Annotated in this window: 15 protein-coding genes; 8 read left to right on the plus strand and 7 right to left on the minus strand. The window is 50.8% G+C overall.

Going from position 1 to position 17,460, the window contains the following annotated elements; all coding sequences use genetic code 11:
• Nucleotides 1-2 precede the first annotated feature (2 nt).
• From gyrB to dnaA, 4 genes are all read right to left on the minus strand, one after another.
• Nucleotides 3-2,435, minus strand: coding sequence for a DNA topoisomerase (ATP-hydrolyzing) subunit B (gene gyrB, locus J9260_RS16340; RefSeq protein ID WP_210218775.1), 2,433 nt, complete (start codon nucleotides 2,433-2,435; stop codon nucleotides 3-5).
• Nucleotides 2,436-2,465: 30 nt separating this feature from the next.
• Nucleotides 2,466-3,563 carry a DNA replication/repair protein RecF gene (gene recF / locus J9260_RS16345; RefSeq protein ID WP_210218776.1) on the minus strand — a complete coding sequence of 366 codons (1,098 nt, stop codon included), beginning with the start codon at nucleotides 3,561-3,563 and terminating at the stop codon, nucleotides 2,466-2,468.
• A gap of 18 nt (nucleotides 3,564-3,581) precedes the next feature.
• Nucleotides 3,582-4,691 (minus strand): DNA polymerase III subunit beta, encoded by a 1,110-nt coding sequence (dnaN, locus tag J9260_RS16350; RefSeq protein ID WP_210218777.1) that lies wholly within the window; start codon nucleotides 4,689-4,691, stop codon nucleotides 3,582-3,584.
• 219 nt (nucleotides 4,692-4,910) lie between these two features.
• A complete protein-coding gene (gene dnaA / locus J9260_RS16355) occupies nucleotides 4,911-6,314 on the minus strand; it encodes a chromosomal replication initiator protein DnaA (RefSeq protein WP_210218778.1) in 1,404 nt (467 codons plus the stop codon).
• A gap of 235 nt (nucleotides 6,315-6,549) precedes the next feature.
• Here dnaA and rpmH point away from each other — a divergent pair, with 235 nt between their 5' ends.
• Genes rpmH through mnmE form a run of 4 tightly spaced genes read left to right on the plus strand, consistent with a single transcriptional unit; the run spans nucleotide 6,550 to nucleotide 10,151 of the window.
• Complete coding sequence (gene rpmH / locus J9260_RS16360; RefSeq protein WP_028488473.1) at nucleotides 6,550-6,684, plus strand: 50S ribosomal protein L34; 135 nt, start codon at nucleotides 6,550-6,552, stop codon at nucleotides 6,682-6,684.
• Nucleotides 6,685-6,688: 4 nt separating this feature from the next.
• Nucleotides 6,689-7,093 carry a ribonuclease P protein component gene (gene rnpA / locus J9260_RS16365; protein ID WP_210218779.1) on the plus strand — a complete coding sequence of 135 codons (405 nt, stop codon included), beginning with the start codon at nucleotides 6,689-6,691 and terminating at the stop codon, nucleotides 7,091-7,093.
• Nucleotides 7,094-7,119: 26 nt separating this feature from the next.
• Complete coding sequence (gene yidC / locus J9260_RS16370; RefSeq protein WP_210218780.1) at nucleotides 7,120-8,796, plus strand: membrane protein insertase YidC; 1,677 nt, start codon at nucleotides 7,120-7,122, stop codon at nucleotides 8,794-8,796.
• A gap of 14 nt (nucleotides 8,797-8,810) precedes the next feature.
• Nucleotides 8,811-10,151: a tRNA uridine-5-carboxymethylaminomethyl(34) synthesis GTPase MnmE gene (gene mnmE, locus J9260_RS16375; protein WP_210218781.1), complete on the plus strand. Its 1,341-nt coding sequence runs from the start codon at nucleotides 8,811-8,813 to the stop codon at nucleotides 10,149-10,151.
• A gap of 53 nt (nucleotides 10,152-10,204) precedes the next feature.
• Here the strand turns inward: mnmE and J9260_RS16380 are convergent, their stop codons facing one another.
• Nucleotides 10,205-10,558, minus strand: coding sequence for a hypothetical protein (locus J9260_RS16380; RefSeq protein WP_210218782.1), 354 nt, complete (start codon nucleotides 10,556-10,558; stop codon nucleotides 10,205-10,207).
• A gap of 268 nt (nucleotides 10,559-10,826) precedes the next feature.
• Here J9260_RS16380 and J9260_RS16385 point away from each other — a divergent pair, with 268 nt between their 5' ends.
• The 3 genes from J9260_RS16385 to J9260_RS16395 are packed head-to-tail and all read left to right on the plus strand — an operon-like array spanning nucleotide 10,827 to nucleotide 15,004.
• Nucleotides 10,827-13,277: a DNA topoisomerase I gene (locus tag J9260_RS16385; RefSeq protein WP_210218783.1), complete on the plus strand. Its 2,451-nt coding sequence runs from the start codon at nucleotides 10,827-10,829 to the stop codon at nucleotides 13,275-13,277.
• Nucleotides 13,274-13,828 (plus strand): L-threonylcarbamoyladenylate synthase type 1 TsaC, encoded by a 555-nt coding sequence (gene tsaC / locus J9260_RS16390; protein WP_210218784.1) that lies wholly within the window; start codon nucleotides 13,274-13,276, stop codon nucleotides 13,826-13,828. The genes J9260_RS16385 and tsaC overlap by 4 nt, the downstream gene beginning before the upstream one ends.
• Nucleotides 13,829-13,846: 18 nt before the next feature.
• Nucleotides 13,847-15,004, plus strand: a complete 1,158-nt coding sequence (locus J9260_RS16395; protein WP_210218785.1) for a GNAT family N-acetyltransferase — start codon at nucleotides 13,847-13,849, stop codon at nucleotides 15,002-15,004.
• A 5-nt stretch (nucleotides 15,005-15,009) separates the two neighbouring features.
• On the opposite strand, the gene J9260_RS16400 is transcribed toward J9260_RS16395, so the two are convergent.
• Complete coding sequence (locus J9260_RS16400) at nucleotides 15,010-16,275, minus strand: N-acetylmuramoyl-L-alanine amidase (RefSeq protein ID WP_210218786.1); 1,266 nt, start codon at nucleotides 16,273-16,275, stop codon at nucleotides 15,010-15,012.
• Between the two features lie 155 nt (nucleotides 16,276-16,430).
• Complete coding sequence (tsaE, locus tag J9260_RS16405) at nucleotides 16,431-16,913, minus strand: tRNA (adenosine(37)-N6)-threonylcarbamoyltransferase complex ATPase subunit type 1 TsaE (RefSeq protein WP_343231185.1); 483 nt, start codon at nucleotides 16,911-16,913, stop codon at nucleotides 16,431-16,433.
• A 126-nt stretch (nucleotides 16,914-17,039) separates the two neighbouring features.
• Here tsaE and J9260_RS16410 point away from each other — a divergent pair, with 126 nt between their 5' ends.
• Complete coding sequence (locus J9260_RS16410; RefSeq protein WP_210218787.1) at nucleotides 17,040-17,420, plus strand: tetratricopeptide repeat protein; 381 nt, start codon at nucleotides 17,040-17,042, stop codon at nucleotides 17,418-17,420.
• Nucleotides 17,421-17,460 lie beyond the last annotated feature (40 nt).

Consider the following 17,460-nt stretch of genomic DNA (forward strand, 5'->3'; position numbering starts at 1 on the left):
CCTCACACGTCCAGATTGGAAACAGACAACGCATTCTTTTCGATAAAGTCACGACGCGGCTCGACTTCATCGCCCATCAGCATGGTAAACACTTCGTCGGCAGCAATCGCATCTTCGACACGCACTTGCATCAAACGGCGGGTTTCGGGGTTCAGCGTGGTATCCCACAACTGCTCAGGATTCATTTCACCCAAACCTTTGTAGCGGCTGATTTGCAAACCACGGTTGGCTTCTTTCATCAACCATTCCACCAATTGGTCGAAACGTTGCGCTTCGTATTTGCGTTCGCCGCGTATCACGACCGCGCCTTCACCGAGCAAGCCATCCATTTCGCGGTTGGTTTTGATCAGCAATTTGGTTTCTGGCATTAGGAAGAAATCGCGGTCGAGCAGAATACGGTGGTCAAGACCGTGCTGACGACGGTTAACTTCCAGCGTCCACGCGCTATCGTCAATTTTGTTTAAATGCGAGGTATAAGTACGTGCGCCGTTATCCGCCGTGTTCATCGTGGCAATGGCACTGCCTACCCATTCGGCAAACGACTCAGCGGTTACGCTGTTGATGTCTTCAGTGGATGGCAGTCTTTCAAACAGCAAGGCTTCCAGCAAATTACGGTCATAACGGCGTGACAAACGGCTAATCACTTGCTTGGCGGCATTGTATTGGCGCACCAAGGTTTCTAAGGCTTCGCCGCTGATGGCAGGGGAGTGTGCATCCAGATGCAGGTTGGAGCCATCCAATGCCAATTGCAGCAAGTAACGTTCCATCTCGCTGTCGTCTTTGATGTATTGCTCTTGCTTGCCGCGCTTGGCTTTGTACAACGGCGGTTGTGCAATGTAGATGTAACCGCGTTCCACCAATTCCGGCAATTGCCGATAGAAGAAGGTCAGCAGCAGGGTGCGGATGTGTGAACCGTCCACGTCCGCATCCGTCATAATAATGATGCGGTGGTAACGCAATTTTTCGATATTGTATTCTTCACGCCCAATGCCGCAGCCGAGTGCGATGATCAATGTGCCGACCTCTTGGGAGCTGATCATCTTGTCGAAACGCGCCCGTTCCACGTTCAAGATTTTACCTTTCAATGGCAGAATCGCTTGGGTACGACGGTCACGCCCTTGCTTGGCGGAACCACCGGCTGAGTCCCCTTCCACGAGGAATAATTCGGACAGGGCAGGGTCTTTTTCTTGGCAGTCAGCGAGTTTACCGGGCAAACCGGCAATGTCTAATGCACCTTTGCGGCGGGTCATATCACGGGCTTTGCGAGCCGCTTCACGCGCCCGCGCTGCTTCGATCATCTTGCCTGCAATCAGCTTGGCTTCGGAAGGGCTTTCCAGCAAGAATTCGCCGAGGCGTTCGTTCATTGCCGCTTCGACAATGCCTTTGACTTCGGATGACACCAGTTTGTCTTTGGTTTGTGATGAGAATTTCGGGTCAGGCACTTTCACTGATAACACAGCGGTTAAGCCTTCACGCGCATCATCGCCGGTTGGGCTAATTTTTTCTTTCTTGGCTAAGCCCGCGCTTTCGATGTAGCTGTTCAAGGTGCGGGTGAGGGCAGCACGGAAACCGGACAAATGCGAACCACCATCACGTTGTGGAATATTATTGGTGTAGCAGAAAATGTTTTCCTGATACGAGTCATTCCACTGCAACGCTACTTCCACGCCTACATCATCGCGCTCGGTAGTGAAGTAAATAATATTGTTATGAATCGGTGCTTTATTGCGGTTGAGATGCGCAACGAAGGCTTTGATACCACCTTCGTATTCAAAGATGTCTTCACGACCCTCGCCACGACGGTCGATCAAATGAATGCGCACCCCAGAATTCAAAAACGACAGTTCGCGTAAGCGTTTCGCGAGGATGTCGTAATGGAATTCCGTCAGCGCGAAAATTTCCGCACTCGGCCAAAAGCGCACGGATGTTCCCGTACCTTCGGTATCGCCAATAATCGCCAGTGGTGCAACCGGATCGCCTAACTTATACATCTGCTGATGCAATTTACCATTGCGGCGAATCGTCAATTCCAAATTAGCAGACAGCGCATTCACCACGGAGATACCCACCCCGTGTAAACCGCCCGACACTTTGTAAGAGTTATCGTCAAATTTACCGCCTGCGTGCAACACGGTCATAATGACTTCAGCGGCAGAACGCCCTTCTTCTTCGTGCATATCCACTGGAATGCCGCGACCGTCATCCGACACGCGTACCGAGCCATCACTGAAAATTTCGACTTTGACTTCTTTGCAATAACCGGCAAGGGCTTCGTCGATGGAGTTGTCCACCACCTCGAAGACCATGTGGTGCAAACCCGTGCCGTCATCGGTATCGCCGATGTACATACCGGGGCGTTTGCGCACCGCTTCCAAGCCTTTGAGTACTTTAATGTTCGAGGAATCGTAGGTTGGTACAGGTGTTGGTTCAGTCATGTCGTTTCCATTATTGCTGTGATTTGGTGGCTAGGTACTGGCAAACACTTGCCCGTGTTTCACGTGAAACACCTTGGCATCCGCCACCCAGTTCTTCAAAGGTTGATGATGTGTGCCGGTAATCAGCAACTGTTGTTGTGTCGTGTGCAGCGTATTGTATAACGCTTGCTGATTTTGCTCATCCAATTCTGCTGCCAAGTCGTCGATGGCGATTATACCGCGTTTTGTACCGCTCTCGGCAACGGCATGGCTTTGCGCCAATAATAAACTCACCGCGAGTACTTTCAGTTGCCCGCGTGAGGCAATCCGTACTGCCGGTATCCCATCCAGCAGAATGTGTAAATCGGCTCGATGCGCACCGTAAAGGCTGAAACCTTGCTTGAGTTCCTGTTCCGCTTTCTCACGAAAAAAAGCGTGCAGTGCGGTTTCATCTTCTACTGCAATACCCTGCGGAAAACCACTACTAAGGTGGAGTTGCGGTGTGCCCGACGAGGCTAACAGTTCGTGCGCATGTCGCAAAACTTCGAGCAAAGCATTCAGCGCGTTCACCCGGTATCGGTAAAGTATTGGCTGTAAGCTGATGAGTTGTTGCGTCCACTGCGGCAATGCCTGACGTTGACGCGGATCACGCAAACAGGTATTGCGCTGTTTCAACACCCGCTGATACTGCCGCCATGCGGTGTTGAAATCGGCAAAACGGTAAAACGCAATCCAGTCGAGAAACGCGCGTCGTGCAGTCGGGCTACCCGTGACCAGTTCTACTGAGCCGGGGTGAATCAGGGTGAGGGGAACGTGGCTGCTGAGTTCGGCTTGCTGCGGAACATCCGCGTGGTTAATACGAATGCGCGTATCCGCCACGCTTTTGCTGATGCCCAAGGGGTAACGCGCACCGGATAAACCGTTTTCCACTGTCGCAGCAACAGTGAGTTCAGTTTCCCCCCGGCTAATCAATTCGGCAATACGCGGGGTACGAAACGAACGCCCGCGTGACAATACACTCAAGGCTTCCAGCACGCTGGACTTGCCGGAGGCATTATCGCCGTACAGCACGTTGACCCGTTCCGCCAAAGTCAGCTCCGCATGAGTAACCACGCGGCAATGTTCAACGCTGACCCGGCTTAACCACATGCGCTTGCGTACCGGGGCTTACAGGCGAATGGGCATAATAACGTTACGCACGCTTTCATCGTCAGGGTCGGTGAGTAACGCACTGCTTTCTGGTGAATTGCAATGCAGGCATAGGGTTTCACCTTGCAAATGATTCACCGCATCCAGCAGGTAAGTCACGTTGAAACCAATGCTAAATTCTTTCCCCGCGTAATTCACATCCAATTCATCCGTAGCAGTTTCTTGCTCAGGATTGTGGGCTTGAACCTGCAATACGTGATCATGCAGCGATAAACGCACCCCACGAAACTTCTCATTGGACAAAATGGCGACGCGATTCAGCATGTCTTTGAAGGTTTTACGATCCAAATCGACTTGCACCTGCCCACTTGGTGGCACAGCAGCGCGGTAGTCAGGGTAACGCCCGTCAATCAATTTCGTGGTAAAGCGTAAGTTGTCCAATTGCACCCGTAAATGGTTTTGGCTGGATTGAATCTGGATAGGCACTTGAGAATCGGCCTTTAACAGCCGTGAAAGCTCCAACACGCCCTTACGCGGGATAATCAGTTGTCGTGGCTGGGTAATCGCTGGCAACGCCATAGGGAAGAAACACAGGGCTAAACGATGACCATCCGTAGCAACCGTGCGCACACCTTCTTCGGTGACTTCCAATAACATGCCATTGAGGTAATAACGCACGTCTTGGTTAGCCATGGCAAACGCGGTGCGCTCTAACAAATGCTTAAACTGGTTTTCCGGTAATTCAAAGCTTTGTAATTCACCAATGTCTTCCAGCTCTGGGAATTCACTCGCGGGTAGGGTAGCCAGTTCAAAACGACTCCGGCCTGAGGTTAAGCGGGCGCGTTTGTCGGCTTGAATTTCGAGATTGACAATGCTTTCTGCCGGTAACGATTTACAAATGTCAGCCAGCTTACGGGCGGGTAGGGTGATTTCACCGTCAGCACCATCCATGATCAGGCTATGGGTCGCTATCTCCAGTTCCAGATCGGTTCCTCGCCAGAAACAGCGCGTACCTTCAATCCGTAACAACACGTTTTCCAGAATAGGAGCCGTATGACGTTTTTCAATCGCACCCAAAGTAGATTGGAGCGATTCAAGCAGATTTTCGCGGGTCTGTGTCAGTCTCATTAGATTCTATCTTATATATAAAAGTTAGTAGTCATAATAAAGCAAGGCAGTTACGGTGGATACTTTTCATAGCTAACTGATTTACTTTGCCAATTTACCGAGATTGGGTTGTGGAGAAAGCCTGTGGATAGTTTCGGGTAATTTGTCTGTTACCTGTGGATAGAATTCCATCCACCTGTTATCCACACCTTACTCCGGTGGTTATTCGGTTGTCTGTCCTCAGCTTGTTAGCGTGCGTAACAGGATGCGATAGTCTTCTTCCAGCTTGGGATCAGAGTCACGTAATTCCGCTACTTTACGTTGTGCGTGTAATACCGTGGTGTGATCACGTCCGCCAAAATCTTCGCCAATTTCTGGCAAACTGTGGTTGGTTAATTCCTTAGCTAAAGCCATGGCGATTTGCCGAGGACGTGCCACTGAGCGATTGCGCCGCTGTGAATCCATGTCAGTAATCCGAATATTGTAGTACTGCGCCACGCTTTTTTTTATATTGGCAATCGACACCATTTTGTCTTGGCTGGCTAACTGGTCACGTAGCGCGTCTTGTACAAAATCAAGGGTAATCTGAGTCACGCACTTCAAGCGCATACTGGCAATCACCCGTTGCAACGCGCCTTCTAAATCACGGATATTGGAGTGGAAGCGTTTCCCAATGAAAAAGCTCACATCGTTGGGCAAGCGCAACCCGGAATCTTCGGCCTTTTTGCGTAAGATGGCGACACGGGTTTCCAGATCCGGGGCTTCAATTTGTACGGTCAAGCCCCAGTTGAAGCGGGTTTTTAGACGGTCTTCAATACCTTCCAAATCACGCGGGAAGCGATCACCGGCAATGATAATGCGTTTCTGGCCTTCCAAAAGGGCGTTGAAGGTGTGGAAAAATTCTTCCATTGAGCGGTCTTTACCGGCAATGAATTGAATATCGTCAATCAATAATGCATCCACACTGCGATAGTGCTGTTTGAATTCTTCCATACGGGAATTGCGGATGGCGGAAATCATGTCATTCACGAAACGTTCCGCGTAGACGTAGATGACCTTGGCTCCGGGGTCACGCTCCAGGATCAAATTGCCAATGGCGTGAATCAAGTGGGTTTTACCCAAGCCTACGCCGCCGTAAATGAATAAAGGGTTGTAACCGCTATCATCGCGTTCCCCCACTTGTTGCGCGGCGGCACAGGCCAACTGGTTCGATTTGCCTTGCACGAAATTGGCAAAGCTCATCCGTGGGTTTAATGTATTGGAGAAACGCTCACTGACTGGGGCGGGATTTGCCAATTTTGCCAGTGCCGCACTGCTCAGTTGATTCGGCGGACTTTGCTCGCGAATGCTCAAAACCTCCAGCGGTGCGTTGCTGCTCTTGCCATTGAGGTTACGTGGAGTGGTTGGGGTGGATGAGCCGATTTGTAACAGCACATCAAAATCTTGATGCCCACTTAAAATCCGCGCATGAAACAAAATACGTGGCAAATATTGTTCATGAACTTGTTGTAATACAATGGTATTCGGTGCGAGCAGGTATAACGCCTGACGATTTTCTACCGCATGTAAGGCACGTAACCAAGTGTTGATTTCGTGATCAGGGATTTCCTGTTGCAGTTGTTGTAAGCATTGTTGCCAGAGCATAAGGGAAGGGTTCCAAGGTGGTTGAAACGGGTGGTACGGGTTGCATTGGAACGGCTAATTATAGACGGGCTACGGAGTTATCCACAAGCACAAGCTATCGCCAAGTCTTCATCGCTTGCTTGACAAAATAGACGCAATCCCTTAATGTGCCTCACCTTTTTGGCTGCCCGTGCACACAGAAAAACTTCTGGGGCAGAACGAGCAACTGATTTACTGAATTAACTGGTGACCTGTCATGAAAAGAACCTTTCAACCGAGCAAAATCCACCGCGCCCGTACTCACGGTTTCCGTGCACGCATGGCAACTGCTGATGGTCGTAAAATTTTGAGTGCTCGCCGTGCGAAAGGCCGTGCACGCCTGATCCCATAAGATTTTGAATGCAGGTCAATCAGGAATAACAGGCTTTCCGCGTGAAGTGCGCCTGACTCGTGGGGTTGAATTCCAGCGAGTGTTCCAACACGGTAAACGCCTGCACGCCAATGGTCTGAATGCCAGAGCCGCCGCTAACACGGTCGGCTTTCCGCGTTTGGGGATGGCCATTGCTAAAAAAGCCTTACGGCGAGCGCACGAGCGTAATCGTATCCGGCGACTGGTGCGTGAAAGTTTTCGCCATCATCAAAGTACGCTGCCTGCGGTTGATTTGGTGATCATGTGCCGTTCCGAAGTGCTGACTATGAGCAATTTTGAGCTTTTCCAGCAATTGGAAGGTTTATGGTTGCGCCTGCACAAGCTATACTCTGCCGGGCTGGGCAAACCCAATGAGACTGCCCTCCCCTAACCGCCAATAACCGGATTGCATTACCCATGGATTCGCAACGTCCTTTCCTTTATCTCACCTTGTTATTCATGCTGTTTTTGGTATGGACAACATGGCAGCAAGATCATGCCCCTAAACCCGTAACCCCTACTACCAGCAGTGTCAGTACCCCAGCCAGTAATGGCGGTAGTGCAACGCAGGAAGTGCCTGCACAAGGTAGTGCCGCAGTACCCGGTCAAACGGCTAATGTGCCTGTTGCCGAAAACGGTGTTGCAGGGCAAACGGTGACAGTGCGTACCGATACCTTGGTGTTGCGCATTAACACCCGTGGTGGTGAAATTCTGGAAACGGATTTACCCACCTACCCCATCAGTCTGGATACCCCGGATAAGCCCGTCAGAATTCTGGATTTGAACGGACGTAACTACGTCGCGCAATCCGGTCTGCAACATCAGGTGGTTGAGGGTGGCGATGCTAAAACCTTAGCCCCGGATCATTTGGCGACTTACACAGCGGCGCAAACGGATTACACCTTAGCGGACGGACAAAATGAATTGGTAGTGCCGCTCACTTGGCAAGGTGCGAATGGCGTTACTGTCACCAAGCGTTTTGTGTTCAAGCGCGGTAGCTTTTTGGTTAACGTTGAACACGAAGTTAACAACCAATCCACTAGCATTTGGAGCGGTACTGAATACCGTCAGCTCAAACACGGTTACGCGGCAAACGCGGGCAGCTTGTTGAGTGGGGTGCAAGCGTATGTCGGTGGCGCGTATTTCCACGACGGCAAATACACCAAGTTGTCATTTGACGATCTGGATGAAAAGCCAGTCAATGAAACCGTCAATGGTGGCTGGGTGGCGATGCAGGAGCATTATTTCCTGAGTGCGTGGATTCCGCAGCAAGATCAAGAAACCCAGTACTACAGCATGGTGAGCCAAAACCAAGGCGTGAAAGGCTATGTGTTGGGGATGCGTAGTGCTGCTCAGCAAGTCGCGCCGGGTGCAACCGGGGTGTTTAAATCGGATTTTTATGTCGGGCCTAAAGACCAAGACATGTTGGAAAGCATTGCTACCGGTCTGGATTTAACCGTCGATTACGGTATTTTCGCCTTCATTTCCAAGCCGATTTTCTGGCTGATGCAGATGATCCATAACGTCGTCGGCAACTGGGGTTGGACGATTATTTTCCTCACGGTATTGATCAAATTGGCGTTTTTCTACCCATCGGCAATGAGTTACAAGTCGATGGCGAAAATGAAAGCGGTATCACCGAAGCTCAAAGAAATTAACGAGCGTTACGCGGATGATGCACAAGCTAAGCAAAAAGCCATGATGGAAATTTACCGCAAGGAAAAAATCAATCCGCTGGGTGGTTGTTTACCAATTTTGATCCAGATTCCGGTGTTCATGGGCTTGTACTGGGTACTGTTGGAAAGCGTGGAATTGCGCCAAGCTCCGTGGTTGCTGTGGTACAAAGATTTGTCGATTATGGATCCGTACTTCGTGCTACCGCTGGTTATGGGTGCGTCGATGTTTTTGCAGCAAAAACTTAATCCGCCACCGGCTGATCCGATGCAGCAGAAAATCTTCCAGTTCATGCCGATTATTTTCACGGTAATGTTCTTGTGGTTCCCGGCGGGTCTGGTGTTGTACTGGGTGGTCAATAACGCATTGTCGATTGCCCAGCAATGGTTCATCAATAAGAAAATTGTGGGACACGCCTAAGAGGTTAATGTTTCATGTGGAACAATCCTGACACCATCGCTGCCGTAGCCACGCCGCCGGGGCGCGGTGGGGTCGGGATTATCCGGCTTTCCGGCAAGCTTGTTCCTGAGCTTGCCCTTGGTATCCTTGGCTCTCTGCCCTCCCCGCGTAAAGCGGTTCACCGTTTGTTTAAAGCTGCCGATGGCGCGGCGTTGGATGACGGTATCGCGCTGTATTTCCCTGCCCCACATTCATTCACTGGCGAAGACGTGTTAGAGCTGCAAGGGCATGGAGGCACGGTGGTGCTGGATATGCTGCTCAAACGTTGCGTGGAATTGGGTGCGCGGTTGGCTCGCCCCGGCGAGTTTTCCGAACGTGCTTTCTTAAACGACAAGCTGGATTTGGCGCAAGCGGAAGCGATTGCCGATTTGATTGATTCGGGGTCGGAACAGGCAGCGCGGTCGGCATTGCGTTCTTTGCAGGGTGAATTTTCCACTGCCGTGAATGTGTTGCTCACGGGCTTAATCGAATTGCGGGTGTATGTGGAAGCCGCGTTGGATTTCCCCGATGAGGAAATCGACTTTCTGGCGGATGTCGCGGTGACTAACCGGCTGGAAAGCATTAAACAGCAATTACACACGATTTTCCTGAAAGCACGGCAAGGCAGCTTATTGCGTGACGGGATGCATCTGGTGATTGTGGGCAGACCCAACGCGGGTAAGTCGAGTTTGCTGAATGCATTGGCGGGGCAGGAAACCGCGATTGTCACCGAAATTGCCGGAACCACCCGCGATGTGTTGCGCGAACGCATTAACCTTGACGGAATGCCGCTGCACATTGTCGATACCGCAGGTTTGCGCGAAAGTGATGATCCGGTGGAAAAGATTGGCATTGAACGCGCATGGGCGGAAATTGCTAAAGCGGATTTGATTCTGTTGTTGGTGGATGATACCCGCCATGATGAACCGGAAAATGCGGACATTCTGGCACGCTTACCCCCTCACCTGCCGCGCATTACCGTGCATAACAAAGTCGATTTAAGCGGCAAGCAACCCGGCAAGCAAGGCGAACACCTGTATATTTCCGCCAAACAGTCGCTGGGGATTGATGCCTTACGTGCCGAGCTGAAAACCCGGATGGGCTATCAGGGCGAGGCGGAAGATACCTTCATCGCGCGGCGGCGGCATTTGCAGGCATTGGCAGAAACTCAGGCAGCGGTGGAACGGGCGGAGTATCAGTTGCGTGAATTCAATGCGGGCGAATTGATGGCGGAAGAGTTGCGTACCGCACAGGATGCTTTGGGACAGATTACGGGGCGGTTTACGCCGGATGATTTGTTAGGCGAGATTTTTAGTTCGTTTTGCATCGGCAAGTAGATCGTTGAAGGGGAGAAGCAAGCTTCTCCCCTTTAGTGCAATGATTCACGCCGTTAAGCGTTACAAGCTTCGCATTGACTGTTCTCTTGCTGTTGTTGTCCGAAATTGGATACTGAATTTTGATTGTTGGAAGTCGTCGTTTCTGTTTTTTGCAGGTTTGCCACCATATCTTGTAGTAATGGCATGAGCATTTTCAGCATATCTTGTAGTTGTGATAGCGAATCATTTTGCCCCTCAATTGATGCATCGGTTTGATCGGATCCGCTTTGCGCACTGCCACATCGGCTGCTTTGTGTGCCTTTTAATGCATCTTCAAATTGTTGAACGCTACCAGAAGATTCTGGCTGGCGACTAGCAGCGATATTTCCTAGTGCGCTGGCATGACAGCCAATTCCTTGTGTATTCATAACAATACGACTCCTTGTCGTGGTTTAAAAATCCTATCTCTGAAGTCTAGGTTAGACGGGCGTAAAAAGTGGTTTTGCCACCGCCGCCTTGTCTGGGAATTGATACACTTGGTCGAATCGTTTCGTGATCATGGGGCTTTTTGCGTCCAAAAACTGTCAATTTCTACCCTTCCTAGTGACAGTGCTTTACTTTTGGAGCGTTTCCGGGGATAAAATGCGCCCTGTGATAAATCAGGATACAGGCAGTCTTGGCCTGCACACATAAATAATGAGCGAAAATCTGGTCATCGTCGAATCTCCGGCGAAGGGAAAAACAATCCAAAAGTATTTGGGGCCGGGCTTTGAAGTCCTTGCCTCTTATGGTCATGTGCGTGACCTAATACCGAAGGAAGGCGCGGTAGACCCTGAGAATGGGTATGCTATGCGCTATGAAATTATCGACCGCAACCAGAAGCATGTCGATGCAATTGCGCGGGCATTAAAAAAAGCTGATACCTTATATTTGGCGACTGACCCGGACAGGGAAGGTGAAGCCATTTCTTGGCATTTGCATGAATTGTTGCAAGAACGTGGTGCGTTAAAAAATAAAACGGTGCATCGGGTAGTCTTCCACGAAATTACCAAACGTGCGGTTCAAGAAGCGATAGGCAATCCGCGTGAACTGGCGTATGACTTGGTGGATGCGCAGCAAGCGCGGCGCGCGCTGGATTACTTGGTGGGCTTTAACTTGTCGCCGTTGCTGTGGCGTAAGATTAAACAAGGCTTGTCAGCAGGACGGGTGCAAAGCCCGGCATTGCGCTTGATTGTGGAGCGTGAGGAAGAAATTGAACGCTTCGTTACCCAAGAATACTGGACGATGACTGCGCACAATGAAAAAGACGCGCAGGCGTTTAGCGCACGTTTACACACCTTGGATGCCAACAAGCTTGATCAGTTTGACATTAATAATGAAGCACAAGCGACAGCGTTGCGCGAACGTTTATTGCAAGCCGCGCAAGGCAGTTTGTTAGTCACCAAGGTCGAGAAAAAACAGCGCAAGCGTTACCCTTCCCCGCCGTTTACGACTTCCACCTTGCAGCAGGAAGCGGTGCGTAAATTGCGCTTTTCAACCCAACGCGCTATGCGGATTGCCCAGCAATTGTACGAAGGGATTGATTTGGGCAGTGGCGGTACGGTGGGTTTGATTACCTATATGCGTACTGACTCGGTATCGTTGGCAAACGAAGCCGTAACGGAATTGCGCGAGTTAATTGGGCAACGTTACGGCAGTAGTAAATTGCCGGAAACCCCGAACTTTTACAAAACCAAGTCCAAAAACGCACAGGAAGCCCACGAAGCGGTGCGCCCGACTTCCGCCTTGCGTACCCCGGAAAGCGTGAAGGCGTTTTTGAGCGAGGAACAGTTTAAGCTGTACGATTTGATCTGGAAGCGCACTGTAGCGTGCCAGATGATTTTCGCGACGTTCGATACGGTAGCAGCGGATTTGACCGCGACTGCCGGGAGCTTTTTCCGTGCCACCGGTTCGACGGTGCGTGACCCCGGTTTCTTGAGCGTTTACGAAGAAGGTTTGGACGACCGCGAAAACGAGAAAGACAATGCGTTGCCACCGTTGGTTGAAGGTGAACGGATTACTTTGCTTGATATTAACGCGGATCAGCATTTTACCGAACCACCGCCACGTTATTCGGAAGCATCGTTGGTAAAAGCGTTGGAAGAGTTTGGTATTGGCCGCCCTTCCACCTATTCCAGCATTATTTCCACGTTGCTGTCGCGTGAATACGTGGAACTGGAAATGCGGCGTTTTACCCCAACCGATATTGGGCGCATTGTTAACCGTTTCCTGACGGAGCATTTCCCGCAATACGTGGATTATGCGTTTACCGCGAATCTCGAAGATCAATTGGATGAGATTTCTCGCGGCGAAAAGACTTGGGTTCCGGTGATGGATGCGTTTTGGCAGCCGTTTCATCAATTAGTCGATGAAAAGATGGGCAGCGTAAACCGCAGCGACGTATTGCAATCACGCGAATTGGGGGTTGACCCTGCGTCCGGCAAACCGATGTCAGTACGGATGGGACGTTTCGGGCCTTTTGTGCAAATTGGCTCCAAAGACGATGAAGAAAAGCCAGTATTCGCCAGCCTGCGTCCGGGTATGAAGATGGATAGCATTACCTTTGAACAGGCGTTGGAGCTGTTTAAATTGCCACGCCATTTAGGGGAAAATGCCGAAGGCAAAGCGATTAGCACCAATGTCGGGCGTTTCGGGCCTTACGTGAAATACGGCAGCGAGTACGCTTCATTAGGCAAGCAGGATGATCCTTACACCCTAACGTTGGAACGGGCGTTGGAGTTGATTGCTGAGAAAAAGCAAAAGGATGCGGAAAAATTGCTGCGTGATTTCGGTGATGGTTTGCAAGTCATTAAAGGTCGTTGGGGGCCATTCCTCAAACAAGGTAAGATCAATGCGAAACTGCCCAAGGATCGTGACATTGATAGCCTTACGTTGGAAGAGTGCCAAGCCTTGATTGCGGCGGCGACTCCGGCAAAGCCTGCCAAGAAAACCGCTGCTAAAAAAGCCAGTGCAGATGACACAACGCCAGTAGCCGAAGCCAAGCCAGCGGCGAAGAAAACGCCGGTGAAAAAAGCAGTTGCCAAGACAGCGACCACCAAAAAGGCAGCTCCTAAAAAACCCGCGAGTAAATCCTCGAAGACACCATGACAGCGGCATTTGAAGCGTGTATTCAAGCGGTACAGCGCGGTGGGGTGATTGCTTACCCCACCGAAGCCGTTTATGGTTTAGGATGTGATCCGGCGCAACTGGCAGCGGTGCAGCGAGTATTAACCCTCAAACAACGCCCTGCACACAAAGGTTTGATTTTGATTGCGGCGGATTTTGACCAGCTTGCACCGTATTTATTACCCCTCGATAGCGTAACGCACGCGCGGGTCATGGCAACATGGCCGGGTGCGGTGACGTGGATTTTACCCGCACAACCACACGTTTCACCGCTAATTCGGGGCGAACATGACACGCTGGCGGTACGCGTCAGCGCACATCCCACCTGCCGTGCATTGTGTTTGCGTTTAGGACACCCGTTGATTTCCACCAGTGCCAATTTGAGCACCCTACCCCCTGCTCGTGATGCGCAAGCCGTAGCTGCGCAATTTGGTACGTTGCTGGATGGTATTGTGGACGCACCTGTGGGTGGACAGGCTCAACCTACGGAAATCCGCCAGGGGCTGACAGGGGAAATTGTCCGCTTCAGTTGATGGGCATACTATCCGCTCATGCAAATTCAAATTCTGTCTTCAATTGATGTCATTAATCCTCAGCAGTGGAACGCACTGGTGCAGGATGCCAACCCATTTCTACAGCACGGTTTTTTAGCTGCACTTGAACATCACGGTTGTGTCGGGGAAAAGTTCGGCTGGTTGCCGCGTCACATTGCAGTGTTTGAAGGGACGGAATTGGTGGCGGCGATGCCGTTGTACGAAAAGCACAATTCCTACGGTGAATTCGTGTTTGATCAGGCGTGGGCAAACGCTTACCAACAACAGGGCTTGCGTTATTTCCCCAAACTGGTCTCGGCGATTCCCTACACTCCGGCGAGTGGGCAACGTTGCTTGGTGCAAGCAGGGCGCGAAGCGGAATTGTACCCGCTGTTACTTTCCGCTGTGACCCAAGTGGCGGAGGCGTTACAGGCCAGCAGCTTTCATTGTTTGTTTGCGGTGAGTGAGCAACAGGAGTGGTTGCAACAGCAGGACTTATTAACCCGCCATGATTGCCAGTTTCACTGGTATAACCAAGATTACACTTGTTTTGATGATTTTTTGGCAACGTTGACTGCTAAAAAGCGCAAAAACCTCAAGCAAGAGCGGCGTAAAGTGCAGGATGCCGGGGTGCAGTTACGTCTACTGGATGGTCATAGTGCGAGTGCGGCAGATTGGGAGCAATTTGCGTTTTTTTACCGACACACGTTTGAAAGTAAGTGGGGTGTGCCGACGCTGAATGTCGGTTTTTTTCAGGCAATGGCGCAGGTGTTGGGCGCACAAGTGGTGTTGGTTATGGCGGATAATGCAGCGGGCGAATGCATTGCTGGTTCGTTAATGTTCCGCAGTGCCAGCCGTTTGTATGGGCGGCATTGGGGCTGCACCGAGTATGTCGACAGTCTGCACTTTGAAGCGTGTTATTACCAAGGTATTGAGTATTGCATTCGTCACGGCTTGCAGGTGTTTGAACCCGGAGCGCAAGGTGAACACAAAGTACCGCGTGGTTTTGTGCCAACCTTAACGCGCTCTAGTCACTGGTTGCGGGATGATGCGTTGTATGCCGCGATTGCGCGTCATACCGCGTATGAGCGTGATGCCGTGGCGCAATACATGGCACAAGTGCAAGCGCATTCGCCTTACCGACCCGAATGCTTGCCTTTAGCGCGTTTAGCTTAATCGAGTTAAGCGTTAGCGCGGTTGCGGTTCGCGCTGTAAGCAAGGTGATAGCGTTTCACCCCCTTAAACATCGCAGCCGCCAGTTTTTGCTGGTATTCGGCGGTGCGTAAGCGGCGTTCTTCGGTGGGGTTACTGATAAACGCGGTTTCCACCAACATCGAAGGAATTTCGGGGGAACGTAACACCACGAAACGCGCACTTTCAACCCGACGACGCAATGGGTTGTTGACCTTGGAAAGTTCGCTTAACACCCCTTTAGCAAGATCTAAACTGCGTTCCATCATCGCGCTTTGGCTCAAATCCAGCAGCACCGAAGCAAGGCGGGTATTGGTGTCTTGCAGGCGGTGTTCACCAAATTTGAGTTCGTAAGAGTTTTCGCTTTCTGCCAGTAAGTGTGCAGCTTCGCTGGACGCGCCCGTTTCGGACAGAATATAGACCGAAGAACCGTTGACACGCGCATTGGGGTTGGCATCTGCGTGTACCGAAATGAATAAATCGGCTTTTTGCTGATGGGCAAATTCCATGCGCTGGCGCAGTGGAATAAAGCTATCGCTGTCGCGGGTTAATACAGCTTTCATGCCCTTTTCTTGATTGATACGGGTTTTGAGTTTACGTGCAACTTCCAGCACTACGTCTTTTTCGCGCGTACCGTTACTGCCAACCGCACCGGGATCTTTACCGCCGTGTCCGGGGTCAATTACCACGATAAATTTACTGCGTGGCGGTTCCGACGTGACGGGTTTGTCTCTGGGTTTTTTTTCAGGAACGGCTTCTGGTGGGGCTGCAACCTTTTTCTTTTCAATCGCAGGCTCGCTTTTCGGCGGCGGTGGCGGCACATTACCGGAACCTTGAATGCTAACTTGTAAGGTGTTTTGGCTGCCTTCGGCCTGCATTGCGGATTTTACACTCACGTTTTCAGCAACATCCAAGACCACCCGCAAATGACCTTCGGGGCGTTCTGCGTAACGGATGCCAGTGACGGGGAAGCGTTCGTGTGCGCCTTGCTTGAGTTGCCCTGATAAGCGCGTGTTCAACAGGTCAATGACGACCCGATTAGGATCATTCAGGGTAAATACTTTGTGTTCTACCGGCTCATCCAGCAATAGGGAAAATGTGATTTGTCCGGGTGTGCCTTCCAGTTTTGCGCCGGTCAATCGCCCGTTGACGGCGGCGAGTAGCGTACTGGGTACGGCTATTCCGGTCGCGATGACACTGGCTAAATGGCTTAGTTTGAGGAGAAAACCTCTCCGCGTTACGTGATTGCTATCCATGAGTGCGTTTCTCAAACACCAGATGATTGATTTGTGAGCATTTTGCTCTGCATTCTGCCCGAAACGGTGCTAACTACCATTAAGTATTCATGGTGTCGGGCACTATTTCAAGTGAATTTTTATGAAGTTTACATAAGAATATGATAGTAATGGAATTATTTGATTTCAACGCGACGCGAATCGCCTGCGTGGTGAATAAACACTTGCAAATCTGCTTTTGGTAAACTGTTTCCTGCTTGTTCCGGCCATTCCACTAAACATAAGGCATCGGGGCGCAAATAATCGCGGATACCCATGTACTCCAACTCCTCCGGGTCGGTGAGGCGGTATAAATCGAAGTGGTAAACGCTTAAATCTGCCAACGAATACGGTTCGACCAAGGTGTAGGTCGGGCTTTTCACAATACCTTCGTGCCCTAACGCCCGTAATAAACCGCGAACTAAGGTGGTTTTACCCGCGCCCAAGTCACCGTGCAAGGTAATCAATCCGCCGTGTGGGAAGCGTGCCGCTAACGTTGCACCCAAGGCTAACATGGCGGCTTCATTGTCAATTTGCAGGTATTCGGTCATGGGGTTGAGGATTTCATGTAAATAAGGCAATCCTAGCGGTTGTAGCGGTCGGTCTGCAATAACGTGCACGCTGATCAGGGTAGGACGATGGATTTTATTGCTGTAAAAGTTAGCAAATAAGTTGCTTATTTTTTAGCTAGTGCTTAAAAGTTGAACTACACTCACTATTCCTTGCGTGTTTTGGAGTGTCATCTTATGAGTAAATTTCCGTTGCTTGCCTTCTTGGTAGTGTTCTCTGTGTCGGCGAATGAATCCCCACCGACTTCCCCTGTTCCAACCCCGACAAATGAAATCATTCTGGATTTGCAATCCGAAGATCCCTATGTGCAAAACAATTTGGGTTGGAAATACGAAAGCGGTAACGGTGTGCCGCGTAATGATAGCGAAGCCGTCAAGTGGTTCCGCAAATCGGCGGAGCAAGGCAACCCCTATGGGCAGTTTAATTTGGGGTGGATGTATGAAAACGGGCGGGGTATACCACACGACCTTACTCAAGCCCGTCAGTGGTATCAGCGTGCGGCGACTCAAGGGCTGGGATACGCACAAGAAGCAATGCTGCGTTTAGGTCAACAGTGACAAGTACGTGTCGTTTTCTGACAGCTTTGCTAGTGACAGC

Origin of the sequence: Thiothrix unzii (assembly GCF_017901175.1) — a bacterium.
GTDB classification, from domain to species: Bacteria; Pseudomonadota; Gammaproteobacteria; order Thiotrichales; family Thiotrichaceae; genus Thiothrix; species Thiothrix unzii.